This window comes from Eubacterium sp. BL-380-WT-2B, assembly GCF_009696115.1.
Classification (GTDB): Bacteria; Bacillota; Clostridia; order Eubacteriales; family Eubacteriaceae; genus Eubacterium; species Eubacterium callanderi.
Genome location: NZ_VUMP01000003.1, coordinates 357,444 through 373,587, shown reverse-complemented (window position 1 = coordinate 373,587; position 16,144 = coordinate 357,444). Strand labels below are relative to the sequence as shown.

Sequence of the window (16,144 nt, the reverse complement as noted above, 5' to 3'; positions counted from 1 at the left end):
CCAGGCGATTTTTTATGAAACCCGGCGGGCAATAACGGCTAAGCGGCCGTCATTGAGTCCGACATTAAAGATACAGGTGGACAGCGTGAGGATCTCGTCACCCGGCTGTACACTCACATTGCTTGCGACAATGCTCTGATTCTTTATATTTTGGTAATAGTTCAGAAAGCTCTCATCGTCGGCAAATTCCAACTGTCTGTAATCATAATCCTGCTCAACCACCAGCACGGCAAAAATTTCCCAAACGCCATCACCGCCCAGCTCTGGCGGTCTTCTGTACACAATTTTATTGTGCTCTGTGATAAAATTGGGGTCTTTATAGTAATAAAGCAGATCGTCAAACATGACGTGCACACCGCTGCGCATGGTGCTGTGCCCATAAATCAGAGAGTTCTGGCTTTTAGGCTGCCATTTATAATTCATATCTAAAAAGGGCACGCCCCTTTCATCCGACTCTCCGTTAAATGAGGTGTACAGATATTTGTCATTATCGGTTGTCTGTACCACAGGGGTATCAATATTTGTCCCTTCAATACTCAGCCAGCCAACGGTTTCGGGGTTCACCTCACGCAGCGCCGCCCAGTCGATGCTGTTATCTTCGCGGTTTGTAACCTGCATTTTAAGAATCGGCGTATTGTTGGGAAAAAACTCCTTATAAAGCATCCATCCTGCCGCCCCCAAAAGGGACAGGATGATCAGAATAATGACGATGTCTCCAACAATGCGCACTGCGCTTCTTTTTTTCTTTACTTTCTTTTTTGTCATATTTATGCTCTATAGCCTTCGGGCCTTGCGCACCCATATTTTGTCATCCATAGTTTTAAAACCCAAAGGCTTTCCACCTCCTTTTATGGTTATTCATTATATCAAATCTTTCTAAATTGATAAAGACTTAAATGATAACAAAAAGGATTTTATGCTTGTCTTAAAAAAGAATAAAGCTAAAATGCCTCAAATCAAACACGGGCTTATACGCCGATGCGCTTCTGCCCAGTGAAACAGACCCCGGTCCGCAGTGTTCCCTGCATCGGGCGCTGCAGAAATGGCAGAGCGCGTCTGGATTGTCCAGCTCCGTGGCCTTCTTCTGTTGTCTTTGTCAGGAAAAAGAGCCAGGGAGTGCTACTTGACACGACAGGTTTTATACGATTACTGACAAATGCATTGACACCAGATTAAGAGTATGATAAAGTTTTTATAGTTATACGACTGACGGAAGTGGAATAAACCACATGAAGTATAATAATCAAGAGCCGACCGTCTGGGCAAAAGAGTCCGGATCTGTCGGCTCTTTTTATATGACATGGAGGATGAAAAAAATGAAAGAACTGGAATTAAAGTATGGCTGCAATCCCAATCAGAAGCCTGCCCGAATTTTTATGAAGGATGGTGAGCTTCCCCTTCAGGTGCTAAACGGAAAGCCCGGCTTCATCAACCTGCTGGATGCCTTTAACAGCTGGCAGCTCGTCAGGGAATTAAAGGAAGCCACAGGCCTGCCGAGCGCCACAAGCTTTAAACACGTCAGCCCTGCCGGCGCCGCTGTGTATGTTCCCCTGACCGACATTGAAAAGAAAATGTACTTTGTCGAGGACACGGAGCTCACACCTGCCGCCACAGCCTATATCCGGGCAAGAGGCAGTGACCGTATGTCAAGCTACGGCGACTTTATCGCCCTGAGCGACGAATGTGACGCGGCCTGCGCCCGCTATATTTCGATGGAAGTCAGCGATGGTATCATCGCCCCTTCATTCTCAGAAGAGGCTTTAGCGCTGTTATCCGAAAAGAAAAAAGGAAATTATGTTATTCTCCAGATCGATGCCGATTATGAGCCCGCTCCACTGGAATATAAGGATGTTTTTGGCATAACCTTTGAACAGGCCAGAAACAACCAGGCCATCACCGAGGACCTGTTTCAGAACATTCCAACCAAGAACCAGACGCTCAGCGCTTCGGACCGCGTCAATCTCCTGATTGCACTGGTCACTCTAAAATACACTCAGTCAAATTCCGTCTGCTATGTCAAGGATGGACAGGCCATCGGCATCGGCGCCGGGCAGCAGTCCCGTGTCCACTGCACCCGCCTGGCAGGTAACAAAGCAGATAACTGGGCGCTGCGTTACCACGAAAAAGTGCTGAACCTGCCTTTTAAGGAAAATATGCAGCGGGCTAACCGGGACAATGCTATTGATGTCTATATATCAGACGACGCTGAGGACATTTTGGCTGATGATGTATGGCCAGAGTTTTTCACAAGCAAACCTGAGCCCTTATCTCGGGAGGAAAAGAAAGCCTGGCTGTCCCAGATAAGCGGTGTCGCGCTTGGAAGTGATGCCTTTTTCCCCTTTGGCGACAACATTGAACGCGCGCACAAAAGCGGTGTCACCTGTATCGCCCAGTCCGGTGGCTCGATCAGAGACGACCTTGTCATTGAAGCCTGTGATAAATACAATATCGCCATGGCCATGACCGGAGTCCGCTTATTCCACCATTAAACTTTAAAGCTGAGCAGCGAGACCTTTTCGGGGCTCGCCGCTCAGCTTTTTATGGTTTTTGACTGAGAACAGCATTAGGCATTCTGCACCATCACAAACGCTCAAACATCCTCTCCAAACTCATCTGCACTTTGTCATCCAACAATTCCTTAAGGCTTCTCTTTTGTTGAATTTCAATCATTGACACTTATTCAATCACTATGCTATCATATATGTGAGGTGATGAAATGCGAGTATCAAAGGACCCGGATATCCGAAAACAAGAAATTTTAGATGTTGCCATGCGTGTTTTTGCAGAAAAAGGCTATGAGACCACAACGATGAAGGATATTGCCAAAGAGGCCGGTGTTGTAGCCGGTTTGTGTTATCACTATTTTCAAAACAAGCATGTGCTGTACCAGGAAGCCCTCACGCAGTACGCTAGGGCGTGCAGCAAGCCCTTTGTAGATATTTTTAAACAGACCGAGCTATCGTTAGCCAAGTGTATCAAAATATTGGAAACAACATCCGAAAACGAAGCAGAAAACTATAAATACCGTGACTTTTTCGATAAAGACGGAAATGAACTCTTCCATGCCCAGCTGGAAGTATATATGTCAAAAGAAATTTTTCCACATCTTGAAACCTATATTAAAAGCCTGATGGCGCGCGGAGAAATCGAAAAAAGGGATGCACACATGCTATCGCGCTTTATATGGGGCGGACAGATGGCCGTCACGAACAATGCCGCTGGCTCTGTTAAAGAAAAAAATTTTTTTATACGGCAGATGCTTACCTTAATTTTAAAATAACACCACAATTAACCCCGCCTTTACGGGCGGGGTTAAAAATAGCCATTCATTGAATATTTATCAATGAATCTGAATCAATGGAGGGATTATTATGAAAAACACCAGAAACACTAAACAGACCACTATAGACTATTTTAACAGCACCGCGGAGGATTATGACAAAAGTCACGATGGAAAATTTGTCCAGTGTATGTATGACACTATCGTGAACCGCGTCCTTGATTTAAATCCTAAAACAATTTTAGATCTTGGCTGTGGCAATGGCAATATTATCGCCCGCCTTCAAAAACGTCTGAACGCTGATTATTATGGATTGGACATTTCAGAGGCAATGATCGCTCAGGCTGAAAAACGGCTGCTCAACGTTCATTTTATGGTAGGTGACGCCGAAAAACTGCCCTATGAGGATAATAAATTTGACGCGATTGTCTGCAACGCTTCCTTTCACCACTACCCCCATCCAAAAGCGGTTATCCGTGAAATACAGCGTGTTTTGAAAAAAGACGGGACCCTCATACTGGGCGACCCAACGGTTCCCTTCAAATTGCTGACTGGCTTTTTAAACAGCACTATGGCCCACAGCAATTCCGGTGACCACCACATCTACCATAAATCTGAAATCATTGATCTCCTCAGCCAGGAAGGATTTCAGGTCTACGGATGGGCCAAGCCCAACTATAAAACCTTTGTTTTAAACGCAAAGCTTTCATAATGAGCCACCCATCCACTCTGCCTCAGGAAATAATTCCCATTTTATTGCTTACCGATTATCCCATCACTCCTCATCCTCACCGGAGACGGTTATCTTATACCCTTTCTTCACGGGCTCGTCCTCATCATCCAGTGACAGCCGTACGGGCTTTTTGATCTCTACCAGGCTCATCTGGCTGATCTCCCGCTTGACGGCCCGGTCGATGGCGGCGCAGGTGCCTTCAAAGTCGGTGTCAATTTCACGGTAGGTGTAGGCAATGCGTTTTAAGCCTAAATCCCTGAGGGCGTCGCCCTTTTTCCCCAGCGAGCCGCTGCTGGTGTCCCCAAACTGTTTAAATTTCTCCAGCTCCACCACCAGTCTGGCAGAGGGGCAGAAGAAAAGAAAGCCGTCAAAGCCCGGCAGCGCGCTGCGCTTAAAGGGTTCGGGATAGGTTTTAAGGTACTCGTTCCACAGCTTCTTTTCCTGGGGTGAGGTTTGTTCTTCAAAGTCTTTTAAGGTTGGTTTGTTTTTTTCTGTCTGTTTTCCATAAGCCATGGGTTCCTCCTTTAAAAACGCTGGCCTGTTATAAAATAGCAGGCCAGCGTTTTTGTCAATTCATCATTCTATTTTTCTTTCATTTCCAGTGCGGCCTGTGCAGCGGCTAAGCGCGCGATGGGCACACGGTATGGTGAGCAGGAGACATAGTTAAGTCCTGCGCGCTGGAAGAAGTGGATGGACTTGGGATCTCCGCCGTGCTCGCCGCAGACACCGATCTTGAGGTCAGGTTTTGTTGTGCGGCCAAGCTTGACGCCCATTTCGACCAGTTTACCAACGCCACCTACGTCAATGCTCTGGAATGGGTCGTTTGGCAGGATGCCTTTTTCTTTGTATTCACCAATGAATTTGCCTGCGTCATCTCTGGAGAAGCCGTAGGTCATCTGGGTTAAGTCATTGGTACCAAAGGAGAAGAATTCTGCTCTTTCGGCAATTTCATCCGCGATCAGGGTCGCTCTTGGGATTTCCATCATGGTCCCTACTTTATAGTCAATGTCGGAGCCCTTTTCTGCCTTGATCTTTTCTGCGGTTTCTCTGACAACATTTTCGACATAGTCCAGCTCTTCTTTCATGCCGATCAACGGAATCATGATTTCTGGGACAATGTTATAGCCATCTTCTTTTTTCACTTCGATGGCAGCTTCCATAATGGCTCTTGTCTGCATCACCGCAATTTCCGGGAAGGTGACTGCAAGACGGCAGCCCCGGTGTCCGAGCATCGGGTTGAATTCTTCGAGGCCATGGATCGTGCTCATCATTTCATCCATACTCATATCCATATCTCCCGCTAAAGCTTCGATATCTTCCGGTTCAGTTGGCAGGAATTCATGCAGTGGCGGGTCCAGCAGACGGACGGTTACCGGCAGATCCTTCATGGCTTTGTAGATACCCATAAAGTCTTCCTTCTGCATTGGCAGCAGCTCGGCCAGATATTTTTCGCGCTGTTCTTTGGTCTTTGACAAGATCATACGGCGTACACTCGGGATTCTGTCTTCGTTGAAGAACATGTGCTCTGTACGGCAGAGCCCAATCCCTTCTGCACCAAAGCCTACCGCTACAGCGGCGTCTCTCGGGGTGTCGGCGTTTGTGCGCACGTTCATGGTTCTGCAGGCGTCTGCCCATTCCATGAGCTGTCCGAAATGTCCGGAGAGCTCAGGTTCCTTTGTTCCGATGCTTCCCTTATAAACCTTACCGGCGGAGCCGTCTAAAGAGATATAATCGCCCTCGTAAATATATTCTTTACCGACGCGGAACTGCTTGGCGTCCTCATCGACCTTTGCGTCCTCACAGCCTGCAACACAGCACTTACCCATGCCGCGCGCAACAACCGCCGCGTGTGAGGTCATACCACCGCGTGCGGTCAGGATACCATTGGCGGCGTACATGCCTTCAATATCTTCGGGAGAGGTTTCTTTTCTGACCAGGATCACTTCCTCGCCATTTTCTGCAGCGGTCTTTGCTTCTTCCGCTGTAAAATAAACCTTACCGGTGGCAGCGCCGGGAGAGGCGGGCAGGCCGCTGGCCAGAACGACTGCTTCCTTCAGGGCGGTTTCGTCAAAGGTCGGGTGGAGCAGCTGGTCTAAGGATAACGGTTCAATGCGCATAACGGCTTCTTCCTTGGTGATGAGGCCTTCTTCTTCCATTTCTACAGCAATTCTGAGCGCAGCCGGGGCGGTTCGTTTACCATTACGGGTCTGGAGCATGTACAGCTGGCCCTTTTCAACGGTAAATTCCATATCCTGCATGTCTTTATAATGTTTTTCAAGGAGCTCTGCGGTATCGTGGAACTGCTTGTAGACTAAAGGCATAATTTTCCGGAGTTCATCGATTTCACGAGGAGTACGGATACCTGCAACAACATCTTCGCCCTGGGCATTTACCAGGAATTCTCCGAAGAGCTTGTTTTCACCTGTTGCTGGGTTTCTTGTGAAGGCAACGCCAGTACCGGAGTCATCACCCATGTTGCCGAATACCATTGACTGTACATTGACAGCTGTACCAATGTCATGCGGAATATCATTCATGTCACGGTAGACAAACGCGCGTGGGTTGTTCCAAGATCTGAATACTGCTTCAACAGCCATGAGCAGCTGTACGTTCGGGTCCTGTGGAAAAGGTTTACCTGTTTCGGCTAAAACAATTTCTTTATAACGCCCTACAACTTCCTGCAGGTGATCGGTCGTGAGCTGTGTGTCAATCTGGAAGCCTTCGCGCTCTTTGATTTCATCCAGAACGTTTTCAAATTTGTTTTTGTCAATTTCCTGCACAACATCACCGAACATCTGGATAAAGCGACGGTAGCTGTCATAGGCAAAACGTTCATTTGCTGTCTTTTCAGCCAGACCTACAACGGTTTCATCATTAAGGCCAAGGTTTAAGATGGTGTCCATCATACCCGGCATTGAGATTCTTGCGCCGGAGCGTACTGATACCAGCAAAGGATTGTCTTTATTGCCAAATTTTTTCTTGGTAATATCTTCCAGAACCGACATATGGCTGTTGATCTGGCCGATCATTTCATAGGTCAGCTTGTTTTCCTTCAGATACTCGATACACGCTTCGGTCGAAACGGTAAAGCCCTGTGGTACAGGCAGGCCGATTCGCGTCATTTCCGCCAGATTCGCGCCCTTTCCACCTAACAGGTTCCGCATGTCCGCATTGCCATCACTAAATAAATAAACCCATTTTTTATCCATATTGACTACCTCCTCATAATGGTTGCAAGTATGAAATTCGCAATTTCTTCAATTGCTTTGGATGTAACGTCGATAACCGTACATCCTAATTTATCAAAGAGCTCCTGAGCCTTGTCAAGCTCATATTCCACTCTTTTTAAACTAGCATAATTTGAATCTCCGGTAAGCTTCATGGTTTTTAAACGCTCTTCTCTGATGCTGACAAGCTTATTGGGATTTAAAATCAATCCGAATATCTTTTGACTGGATATCTCAAAAAGTTCTCTTGGCGGTTCTACCTCAGGCATGACCGGTATGTTGGCAACCTTGAAGTTATTGTTCGCCAGATAAACACTGATCGGCGTCTTTGAGGTTCGTGAAACCCCAAGCAGAATAATGTCTGCCTTGTTAAGATGGTCCATGCGTTTTCCGTCATCATATTTGACGGCAAACTCAATGGCTTCCACCTTTTTAAAATAATCCTCATCCAGCTTGCTTCTGCTGAAAGGGTCAAGATTCGGTTTAACGCCTGTTAAAATCCTCAGTTCATCCAGAAAGGGATCCAGCACATCGTAAACCGGCACCTGTTTTTCTTTTGCTCTTTCTTTAACACATTTTAATAACTCCGGCGTTGTGATCGTACAGACAAGCAGGGCGTTTTTTCCCTTCGCCTCAGCTAAAATCTGATCAATCTCTCTCTTTTCATGGACAAAGGAAAAAACCTTAACATCCTCAATCGAGTCCTCAAAATGGCCTCTCCCCGCCTTTGCCAGCACTTCACCCGGCTCGCCAAGGGAATCGGAGACAACATATAGGGTTAAAGGCTTGTTGTCATTCATTCGTATCATCGTCTTTACCTAAATTCACAACATAACGTGTAATATTGGTACGGGAAACCTTTCCGAGCAAGATTAAACGCAGGTTGTTTTTTTCATCCATTTCTTTTTTCACAATGGGCAGCGATTCGACTTCGTACTCCATGGTTTTAACCGCAGCGTCATAAACCGATTCGTGCTCCTCCAGATAGACTATATTGGGCATTCGGGTCATGATAATCGGAATCGGCAGGGTTTCAACATCCTTCCGGCCAATCATCGACTTGATGAAATCCTTACGTGAGACAATGCCAGACAGGTATTTGTCCTTCACCACATAGAGTGTTCCGGCGTCTTTCGTAAACATGGTGATTATTCCGTCATAAATGGTTGTGTCTTCTTCGACGGTGGTCGGCTCAGACTGGATGTCCATGACGCTGATGGTTTTAATGTAGCTGCCCATAACATGCAGCAGCGAACGCCCCGTATAATTATACCCGACTTTTCGCTTTGCTTCCAGGATGCCCATCATGGTAAGCACCTTTAAATCAGGCCGGATCGTCGCTCTGTTAACGCCGAGCTGCTCTGCAATTTCGACACTTTTCACGGGTTCTCTGGCCTTAACAATTTCCACAATCTGATTCTGTCTTTCTGATAGCTCCATTCAACCACCTACCATTCATGTAACTTTTATAATATAAAGTATAACACATATGGCCAAAAAGTAAATAACTAATCCTGATACTTTTCTGTCATTTCATCTTATTATTTTGTTAAAACTTTGTCAACCTTTTCACAAACTCGTAAAAAAATAATTTTTATAGTGTAATTGAATCCTTCAGCTTCTCAAAAACCTTGTCACCGATGCGGTCAACCTCCTTCAAATCTTCAAGGGATCTGAAAGCGCCGTTTTTCTCCCGGTAGTCGATGATGCTCTTCCCGATGGCGTCACCGATTCCCGGCAGGGTTTTCAGATCCTCCAGACTGGCTGTATTGATATTGACTCTGCCCGTACCAGATGCAGCAGACGCACTGCCGACGCCTGTCTCTGCGGTTTCATCTTTGGTGTAAATGTGGATTTTATCCTCGTCTTCCAGCACTGACGCGAGGTTGACGCTGTCGGTATCTGCGTTTTCTGCCAGGCCGCCCAGTTTTTCAATGGCGTCGATCAGTCTTGAGCCCTGGGCCAGCTTGATGACGCCGGGGTTATTGACGGCCCCGGTAATATGCACGTAGATCTCCGCGGCGTTTTCCTGGCCGTTTTCGGCATTAACAACTTCTGTATCGGAGGTCTTTAAGACTGCTTTCTGCCGGCTGTCCTCCTGAAGGAAAAGCCACAGGGCAAAGATCACCAGAGCTGCTGTTATAATACTGATATAAATCCACCTTTTCAGGTTCTTAGACTTTTCCATGGCGCTCAGATACTTTCCTGAGCCCAGCTGCCCTTTTTTCGCACCATAATGGCTTTAAAGCCGACTTTTTTCAGGAGCGTTAAAACTTCCTCATACGCATAGCAAATTCCCTCTGTCGTATGCGAATCGCCGTTTAGGGTGATGGGGATCTCTTTTTCCAAAATCGTTTCCATCAGCCAGCGTTCCGGATAAAGACAGCGGTCTCCATAGCGAATCATGCCGCCGGTATTCACCTCGATGATTGAGCCTGAAGCCTTAATTTTATCAAGGCAGGTGCCTGCGGCTTCCTGGTACCAGGCTTCCTGGTCGTCAAAAAAACGGTTATCCGCATTGTTTTTCTTGATGATATCCATATGTCCGATAATACCAGGCTGAATCGTGAGGGCCATATTTCCAAGCGACTCATAATAACGCCGGACAAAGGCCGAAACCGAGCCGTCAAAGCAGTCTTTTATCCCCGCTTCAAAAATCTCGGGCGTGTAGTCAATATCAGCCATCAATCCGTTTCTCATCTTTCCGATGGTGTGGATCGAGCCGATAAAGAAATCCAGTTCCGGAATCAGTGCCTTTGAATCGCTGCTGATGTCTTCAGTATCCATAAAATAGTCGATTTCCATGCCCAGGCTGATGTCGATGTGTTCCTGATACTTTTCTGCCAGAGTCCGGACCTCGTCCATATAGCTGCGGACTGTTTCCTTTTTCATGGTCCAGTCGTTCTCATAGGGAAGCGGCGCGTGGCCTGTAAAGCCAATGCTTGTGAGCCCCTCTTGAATGGCTGCCTGCACCATTTCTTCCAATGAATTTTTGCCGTCACAATAGTTCGAATGAATATGATAATTTGAATGTACCATAGCTCCTCCTTTAGAAGACATATCTGAAATGCGACATCTTTATTATTGTAGCATAAAAAGATGTATAAAAAAAAGCCCCTGAGGGCATTTTTTGAAATACATTACACCACTAAAGAATCTTATTCAGGAAGCTCTGTGTACGTTCTTCCTGTGGATTAAGAATAACCTCCTGCGGTGTTCCCTGCTCGCAGATCACACCTTCGTCCATAAAAATGACGCGGTCTGCCACTTCACGGGCAAACCCAATTTCGTGGGTTACGATCAGCATTGTCATCCCGTCATTGGCGAGTTCCTGCATGGTGGCAAGCACTTCCCCGACCAGCTCAGGGTCAAGGGCTGAGGTCGGCTCATCGAACAGCATAATCTTCGGGTTCATCGCCAGCGCTCTCGCGATGGCCACACGCTGCTGCTGTCCGCCGGACAGGCGCACCGGGTATTCATCCCGCTTATCGGCAAGTCCAACCATGTCGAGCAGCTCCAGGGCCCGCTTTTCTGTCTCAGCCGAATCGGCCTTGCGCACAATTCTGGGGGCTATCGTAATATTATCTAAAACAGATAAGTGTGGGAAAAGGTTAAAGTTCTGGAATACCATCCCTAAATCGCAGCAGAGATTCTGTAATTTTCCAGGGTCAATTTTTTCCAGATCTTTTCCGTTTTTGCGTTTTTCCATCAGCTCGTCTTCAATATAGATTTCGCCTTCTGTGATGCGTTCCAGGCGGTTAAGGCAGCGCAGCATTGTACTCTTGCCAGAGCCGCTTGGCCCGATGATACAGACCACTTCACCGGATGCTACTTCAAAATCGATTCCCTTTAAAACCTCAAGGGCGCCGAAAGATTTTTTTACATTGACTAATTTTACCATACTCATTGTTGTTACCACCTATCTCTTTTCATATGCGCCAAGCTTATTTTCCAATTTGTCGAATACCACCTGAAGGATGGTTGTCAGGAAAAGATAAATGACGGCCGCATAGATATAGTAGACCCAACTGCCTGTGGCACTGGCCATTGTTTTGACTGTCCTGAGTAAATCAAACAATGCGATCGTGGAGACAAGGGAGGTATCCTTTAAAAGCATGATCAGCTCGTTGCCCACCGGGGCTACCAGACGTTTAAAGGTCTGGGGAATAATGATCTTACCCATCGCCTGTTTATAGCTCATTCCCAAGGCTTTGGCAGCTTCCATTTGTCCATGGTCAATGGATTCGATGGCCGCACGGATAATTTCTGCCAGGTAAGCTGTGGAGTTCAAGGAAAAAGTAATGAACGCACAGATCATCGGATCAATTTCAAAGGTCGCGCCGGTCATATCCAGATAAACAATCGGTACCGCATAAAAGATAATGAATAATTGCAGTAAGAGTGGTGTTCCTCTGAAGAACCAGATATAGAACCATGAAAGTCCATTAAAAATCTTATTCTTTGAGATTCGTCCCAGGGCTATGACTACCCCAAAAATTGCACCAAAGATAATCGCGACAACCGCAATCTCAAGGGTAACAATCGTTCCGTCAAAAATCGCCCACAACTGGGTTTGGTTTAACAAATTAATCGCTCCTTCTTAAGTAATAAGTCCGGCAAAGTGGTTTGCCGAACTTATAACCGTTTTTTTCTATGGATTATTCAATGACTTTGATTTCGGAGTTGATATTATTGGTCATATCTTCTCCAAACCATTTCATAGAAATCTCTGTCATTGTACCATTTTCTTGTAATTTTTTCAATGTTTCATTTAATTTTTCGGTAAATGCATCTTCACCTTTACGTACAGTAACCGCAATTGGTTCATTGGTTAAAACTTCAGATGTTACTTCAAACAGCTCTGGCTTCTGAGCCACATAGTACATGGCAACGCCCACATCGGTCATGACATTATTAATCTGTTTACCTTCAAGCGCGGCGAAAGCGTCTAACATGCCGTCATACTGTTTGATTTCCACATTGGTTCCAGTCTGTTCTTTCAACTTCTGGGCGCCGTTATCAGCGGTTGTGGCCAGCTGTACGCCGACGGTTTTACCAGCGAGCTCTTCAAAGGTTTTTACAGGTGTGGCATCCTTGCGGGATACGATGACAATACCGTTGGATACATAAGGATTTGTCTGATTGAAACCTTCCTGTCGTTCCGGTGTGATACTGGTACTGGAGATAATCGCGTCATACTGCTTTGCGTTTAAGCCATTGAAAATACCATCCCAGGCCACAGTTGTAAAGTCAACCTTTACACCCAGGTCTTCACCGATCGCCTTTGCGAGATCCACGTCAAAGCCCACCAGATTGTTCTGATCATCCCTGAATTCCATTGGAAGATAGGTATCATCAACAGCAACGGATAATGTACCGTCTGCGATCGGATCGTCATTTGAAGCAGAATCGCCTTTACCGTTACCACTACAACCAGCCAACGTCACGGAGAACACCAGCATAAATGCCAAAGACAACACCAAAAATTTCTTTTTCATCATTTCCTCCTTTTATATACGAAAATTGATTAAAAGCATTATATCGCATATTGTATACATATACAAGTATTTTTTATAAAAACACCTTATTTTTTCATTTTTCTGCATGTTTATACAATTATTACTGCGATAGATCGGGATTGTCAGGAGAATGTTTGTATAAAAATACCAATAATGTTGAGGCTGCCTGTAATGTTGCCGATGGCACAGCCGACATTGGTCAAAATTACCACCAGGAGTATTTTGGTCACCTTATTATGCCAGAGGCCTTTTAGCGAGCCCAGATCCTTTGGCAGAGATTCAAAATCCTCCACCTTGGGCTTTCTGAAATGAGCCTCGGTGATGCCGGAAAACCATCCGGCGGCCAAAACAGGGCTTAAAGCGGAAATCGGAGCCGCAACAATGGCGGTGAGGATCGAAAGGATATGCCCTCCTGCCAGAAGTGCGCCAATACCCGCCAGAGACGTAGTCCATAAAAGCCAGTTGCGCGTTTGCTCCCAGCCCGACCCGGGGTTGACCGTAAAGGTGGCCAATACCAGAAGCACCAGCAAAATCGGGATGGACCAGCCGATAATCTTACCGGCCTTTGACTTGGGCGGTAAGGACTCAAGCTCAGCAATATCCTGGTCTTTGTAGAGCTCTTCCCGTATTCCCGGAACATGTGCCGCCCCCAGAACCGCAACCACCTTTTTACCCGGAGCGTTTTTGATCTTATACGCCAGATACTGGTCCCGCTCGTCAACCAGGTATTTTTTTACACCCTTGAAGGAATTTCCAAGTTCGGACAGCGCCGCTGACAGCATGTCCTCTGTTTTCAACTCCTCAAGCTCTTCTTCGGTAATTTCTTCATCATCAATGATGCTCATGATGATGGTGGTCAGCAGCTTCATCTTTTCCCAGAGGCTGCAGCCCTTCCAGATACGGTTAAAGGTAACCTGGATACTGCGGTCTGCCAGCACCAGCTGGGCCCCGCATTTTTCAGCGGATTCAATTCCCTGCATCATCTCCTGGCCAGAGCGGATGTCAAACTGCTCGGCCAGCTTTCTCTGATAATTTGACAAGATGATATTGGCAAATAAAAAGCCTGCCTTTCCAGCCTTTATTACTTTTACTATGTCTGTATCTGCCCACTGCTCCTTTTGGTTCATGGACTCATATCTGCCGGCATCCAGCTCGATGCAGACCGAATCGGGACACTCGCTCTCGATGAGATCCTTTACCTCAGATACGCTTGTGGGGGATACATGGGCTGTGCCAATCAAAATAATCTCTTTGTCATTTACCTGCAGGCGCGTTATGTTTTCTGATTCCAATCGTTCATCACTCCCTAATAAAGCATCAGATCGATGAACTCGTCATCTGTCATGCCATTGATGTAATCCGACAGATCATTATTCTGCAGCAGGCGGCGCAAAACACTTTCCTCGGGCTTTGATCCTACCAGCTGCCCCTCAAGCTTTGTAATATCACCATTCCCAAAGAAATCACCGTAGAAGTGTATATCTTTAATAATACCCCTATCGACTGTCATTAAAACAGTTACAAGACCGCAGGGGTATTTTCTTTCTCTTCTCAGGTTGTATTCCGGAGACCGGCCGTAGTTCCATTCCCAGGTGGCGTACTTCTCTTCCTGCAGCTTTTTGATGGCCGCAATATCCTCTTGGGTAAGACTGCGCTCTTTAAGCTCGCCATCCTCAAACATATAGCTGACAAGGGCCTTTTTAAAATCCTCCAGTGTAAAGTCCGGGTCCAGATAGTCGGCAATATTGGTCACCCGGCTCTTGACGGATTTCACGCCCTTTGATTCGATTTTATCCTTCTTTACCTTCAGGGCGCTCTGAACCGTGTCCAGTTTTGAATTAAAGAGGACGGTTCCGTGGTGGAGGACCCTGCCGCGCTTGGCGTACTGAGAATTGCCTGAAAATTTCTTTCCATCAATGGTAATGTCATTGCGCCCGTTAAACTCGGCATTGACGCCCAGGCTCTGCAGTGCTTTGACAACCGGTCTGGTAAAGGACTGGAAATCAAAGGGCTTGCCGGAATCATTATTTACAATGAAGGTAAAATTCAAATTACCCAGATCATGATAAACCGCGCCGCCGCCGGTTAAACGGCGAACCACCTTAATGCCCTGCTCCTTGACAAAATCCTGATTGATCTCCTCAATCGTATTCTGATGCTTGCCAACAATGATGGCATGGTCGTTCTGCCACAACATGAAATAAGTTTCATCCTGGTCCATGGATTCAAAGACATATTCTTCAAATGCCAGATTAAACGTCGGGTCTGTGCTGTAAGTATTATTAATAAAAATCATTTTAATATCCTCAAATACATGGATCGGCTGCCATAAAGACAGCCGACAGCTCTTTTTTATTCACTTTTCAGATTTTTGACAGAATTGCGCATCAGCATTTCGTAAGGGACAAAGACGGTTTTTGTCTCACGCTCTTCCTTTTCGCACATCTTGATGAGCATTCTTGTGGCGATAGCCCCAATATCATACATTGGCTGGCCAACGGTTGTGATCTGCGGTCTGGTCCACTCTGCGATCCAGAAGTTGTTAAAGCCGCAGATACTCACATCGTCCGGAATAACCTTTCCGTTATCCTCAGCCGCGCGCATTGCGCCCAGGGCGATCTGGTCATTGAAGCAGAATACATTGGTGAACTCTCTTCCGCTTGCCAGGGCTTCTTCCATCATATGATAGCCGCCCAGTGTGCTTTGGCTTCCAAAATAGACCAGGTCATCGTCCAGCTCAACATTCCATTCGCCAAGGGCTTTCTTAATCCCCTGAAGGCGTTTCTGGTTAATGTAGCCTTCCTTGTACTCATCGTAGAAAATCGCGAATTTGGTGTGCCCCATCTTCAGGCATTCAATGGTCAGGTCGTAGGCAGCGGCTTCATTGTCAATCAGGACACCGCTCAGCTGTCCGGATTCGTCCGGTACACAGCCAAGAACAATCTCGCTGGGAGCGTCGATCAGGTCGTCTCTTAATTCATCGGTCAGATGCTTGCCGACATAGATAATTCCATCACACTGCTTTTCAACAAGAACGCCAAGGGAGTTCTGTTCCTTTTCGTGGTCAAAGTCTGTATTACTCAGGATGATGTTGTAATTATAAATACCACAGACATCCTCTGCACCACGCACCATTTCTGTATAGAAAGGGTTGGTAATATCCGGGATCATGATGCCCAGAGTGTTGGTCTTCTGGATTTTCAGGCTTCGCGCAATGGCATTCGGCTTATATCCAGTTTTCTTGATGGCCTCCAGCACGCGCTCCTTTGTCTCTTCGTTGACCAAGGGAATGTTGTTTACAACACGCGATACTGTTGCCACCGATACGTTTGCTTCTTTTGCAACATCAACAATTTTTACTTTCAAAATAACACCTCCGTTTATT

The 16,144-nt window shown here is 46.4% G+C and carries 16 protein-coding genes and 1 riboswitch; of the genes, 3 read left to right on the top strand and 13 right to left on the bottom strand.

Going from position 1 to position 16,144, the window contains the following annotated elements:
• Positions 1-12 precede the first annotated feature (12 nt).
• On the bottom strand, positions 13-765 hold the full coding sequence (locus FYJ53_RS07880) for a class B sortase (RefSeq protein WP_013380022.1): 753 nt from the start codon (positions 763-765) through the stop codon (positions 13-15).
• A 427-nt stretch (positions 766-1,192) separates the two neighbouring features.
• Positions 1,193-1,271: riboswitch (ZMP/ZTP riboswitch) on the top strand.
• A 45-nt stretch (positions 1,272-1,316) separates the two neighbouring features.
• On the opposite strand from FYJ53_RS07880, the gene FYJ53_RS07875 reads away from it, so the two are divergent.
• The 3 genes from FYJ53_RS07875 to FYJ53_RS07865 all read left to right on the top strand — a co-directional run bounded on the left by FYJ53_RS07875 (position 1,317) and on the right by FYJ53_RS07865 (position 3,992).
• A complete protein-coding gene (locus FYJ53_RS07875; protein WP_041690164.1) occupies positions 1,317-2,489 on the top strand; it encodes a phosphoribosylaminoimidazolecarboxamide formyltransferase in 1,173 nt (390 codons plus the stop codon).
• Positions 2,490-2,716: 227 nt separating this feature from the next.
• The gene (locus FYJ53_RS07870) at positions 2,717-3,280 is read left to right on the top strand and encodes a TetR/AcrR family transcriptional regulator (protein ID WP_013380020.1); all 564 of its coding nucleotides are present in this window, start codon (positions 2,717-2,719) and stop codon (positions 3,278-3,280) included.
• 91 nt (positions 3,281-3,371) lie between these two features.
• Complete coding sequence (locus tag FYJ53_RS07865; protein ID WP_013380019.1) at positions 3,372-3,992, top strand: class I SAM-dependent methyltransferase; 621 nt, start codon at positions 3,372-3,374, stop codon at positions 3,990-3,992.
• 63 nt (positions 3,993-4,055) lie between these two features.
• Here FYJ53_RS07865 and FYJ53_RS07860 read toward each other — a convergent pair whose 3' ends face one another.
• The 12 genes from FYJ53_RS07860 to FYJ53_RS07805 all read right to left on the bottom strand — a co-directional run bounded on the left by FYJ53_RS07860 (position 4,056) and on the right by FYJ53_RS07805 (position 16,125).
• A complete protein-coding gene (locus FYJ53_RS07860) occupies positions 4,056-4,526 on the bottom strand; it encodes a DNA (cytosine-5-)-methyltransferase (RefSeq protein ID WP_013380018.1) in 471 nt (156 codons plus the stop codon).
• Between the two features lie 68 nt (positions 4,527-4,594).
• Entirely contained in the window at positions 4,595-7,222 is a 2,628-nt protein-coding gene (gene ppdK, locus FYJ53_RS07855) for a pyruvate, phosphate dikinase (RefSeq protein ID WP_013380017.1), read from the bottom strand.
• A gap of 5 nt (positions 7,223-7,227) precedes the next feature.
• Entirely contained in the window at positions 7,228-8,049 is an 822-nt protein-coding gene (locus tag FYJ53_RS07850; RefSeq protein WP_013380016.1) for a pyruvate, water dikinase regulatory protein, read from the bottom strand.
• Positions 8,033-8,680 (bottom strand): helix-turn-helix transcriptional regulator, encoded by a 648-nt coding sequence (locus tag FYJ53_RS07845; protein WP_013380015.1) that lies wholly within the window; start codon positions 8,678-8,680, stop codon positions 8,033-8,035. Before FYJ53_RS07845 ends, FYJ53_RS07850 begins: the two co-directional genes overlap by 17 nt.
• A 154-nt stretch (positions 8,681-8,834) precedes the next feature.
• Complete coding sequence (locus tag FYJ53_RS07840; RefSeq protein WP_013380014.1) at positions 8,835-9,428, bottom strand: helix-hairpin-helix domain-containing protein; 594 nt, start codon at positions 9,426-9,428, stop codon at positions 8,835-8,837.
• 5 nt (positions 9,429-9,433) lie between these two features.
• Complete coding sequence (gene hisJ / locus FYJ53_RS07835) at positions 9,434-10,279, bottom strand: histidinol-phosphatase HisJ (RefSeq protein ID WP_013380013.1); 846 nt, start codon at positions 10,277-10,279, stop codon at positions 9,434-9,436.
• A gap of 109 nt (positions 10,280-10,388) precedes the next feature.
• The gene (locus FYJ53_RS07830; RefSeq protein WP_013380012.1) at positions 10,389-11,147 is read right to left on the bottom strand and encodes an amino acid ABC transporter ATP-binding protein; all 759 of its coding nucleotides are present in this window, start codon (positions 11,145-11,147) and stop codon (positions 10,389-10,391) included.
• Between the two features lie 12 nt (positions 11,148-11,159).
• On the bottom strand, positions 11,160-11,825 hold the full coding sequence (locus tag FYJ53_RS07825; RefSeq protein WP_013380011.1) for an amino acid ABC transporter permease: 666 nt from the start codon (positions 11,823-11,825) through the stop codon (positions 11,160-11,162).
• A 73-nt stretch (positions 11,826-11,898) separates the two neighbouring features.
• Positions 11,899-12,738, bottom strand: a complete 840-nt coding sequence (locus FYJ53_RS07820; RefSeq protein WP_073382415.1) for an ABC transporter substrate-binding protein — start codon at positions 12,736-12,738, stop codon at positions 11,899-11,901.
• 143 nt (positions 12,739-12,881) lie between these two features.
• Positions 12,882-14,051 (bottom strand): TraB/GumN family protein, encoded by a 1,170-nt coding sequence (locus tag FYJ53_RS07815; RefSeq protein WP_013380009.1) that lies wholly within the window; start codon positions 14,049-14,051, stop codon positions 12,882-12,884.
• A gap of 14 nt (positions 14,052-14,065) precedes the next feature.
• Complete coding sequence (locus FYJ53_RS07810) at positions 14,066-15,055, bottom strand: lipoate--protein ligase (protein ID WP_013380008.1); 990 nt, start codon at positions 15,053-15,055, stop codon at positions 14,066-14,068.
• Positions 15,056-15,111: 56 nt separating this feature from the next.
• The gene (locus FYJ53_RS07805; RefSeq protein WP_013380007.1) at positions 15,112-16,125 is read right to left on the bottom strand and encodes a LacI family DNA-binding transcriptional regulator; all 1,014 of its coding nucleotides are present in this window, start codon (positions 16,123-16,125) and stop codon (positions 15,112-15,114) included.
• Positions 16,126-16,144 lie beyond the last annotated feature (19 nt).

Excerpts from the sequence above, each read along its gene's own strand:
- FYJ53_RS07820 (WP_073382415.1), bottom strand. The coding sequence starts at position 12,738 with ATGAAAAAGAAATTTTTGGTGTTGTCTTTGGCATTTATGCTGGTGTTC.
- FYJ53_RS07845 (WP_013380015.1), bottom strand. The coding sequence starts at position 8,680 with ATGGAGCTATCAGAAAGACAGAATCAGATTGTGGAAATTGTTAAGGCC.
- FYJ53_RS07840 (WP_013380014.1), bottom strand. The coding sequence starts at position 9,428 with ATGGAAAAGTCTAAGAACCTGAAAAGGTGGATTTATATCAGTATTATA.
- FYJ53_RS07830 (WP_013380012.1), bottom strand. The coding sequence starts at position 11,147 with ATGAGTATGGTAAAATTAGTCAATGTAAAAAAATCTTTCGGCGCCCTT.
- FYJ53_RS07875 (WP_041690164.1), top strand. The coding sequence starts at position 1,317 with ATGAAAGAACTGGAATTAAAGTATGGCTGCAATCCCAATCAGAAGCCT.
- FYJ53_RS07880 (WP_013380022.1), bottom strand. The coding sequence starts at position 765 with ATGACAAAAAAGAAAGTAAAGAAAAAAAGAAGCGCAGTGCGCATTGTT.
- FYJ53_RS07865 (WP_013380019.1), top strand. The coding sequence starts at position 3,372 with ATGAAAAACACCAGAAACACTAAACAGACCACTATAGACTATTTTAAC.
- ppdK (WP_013380017.1), bottom strand. The coding sequence starts at position 7,222 with ATGGATAAAAAATGGGTTTATTTATTTAGTGATGGCAATGCGGACATG.
- FYJ53_RS07860 (WP_013380018.1), bottom strand. The coding sequence starts at position 4,526 with ATGGCTTATGGAAAACAGACAGAAAAAAACAAACCAACCTTAAAAGAC.
- FYJ53_RS07810 (WP_013380008.1), bottom strand. The coding sequence starts at position 15,055 with ATGATTTTTATTAATAATACTTACAGCACAGACCCGACGTTTAATCTG.
- FYJ53_RS07870 (WP_013380020.1), top strand. The coding sequence starts at position 2,717 with ATGCGAGTATCAAAGGACCCGGATATCCGAAAACAAGAAATTTTAGAT.
- hisJ (WP_013380013.1), bottom strand. The coding sequence starts at position 10,279 with ATGGTACATTCAAATTATCATATTCATTCGAACTATTGTGACGGCAAA.
- FYJ53_RS07850 (WP_013380016.1), bottom strand. The coding sequence starts at position 8,049 with ATGATACGAATGAATGACAACAAGCCTTTAACCCTATATGTTGTCTCC.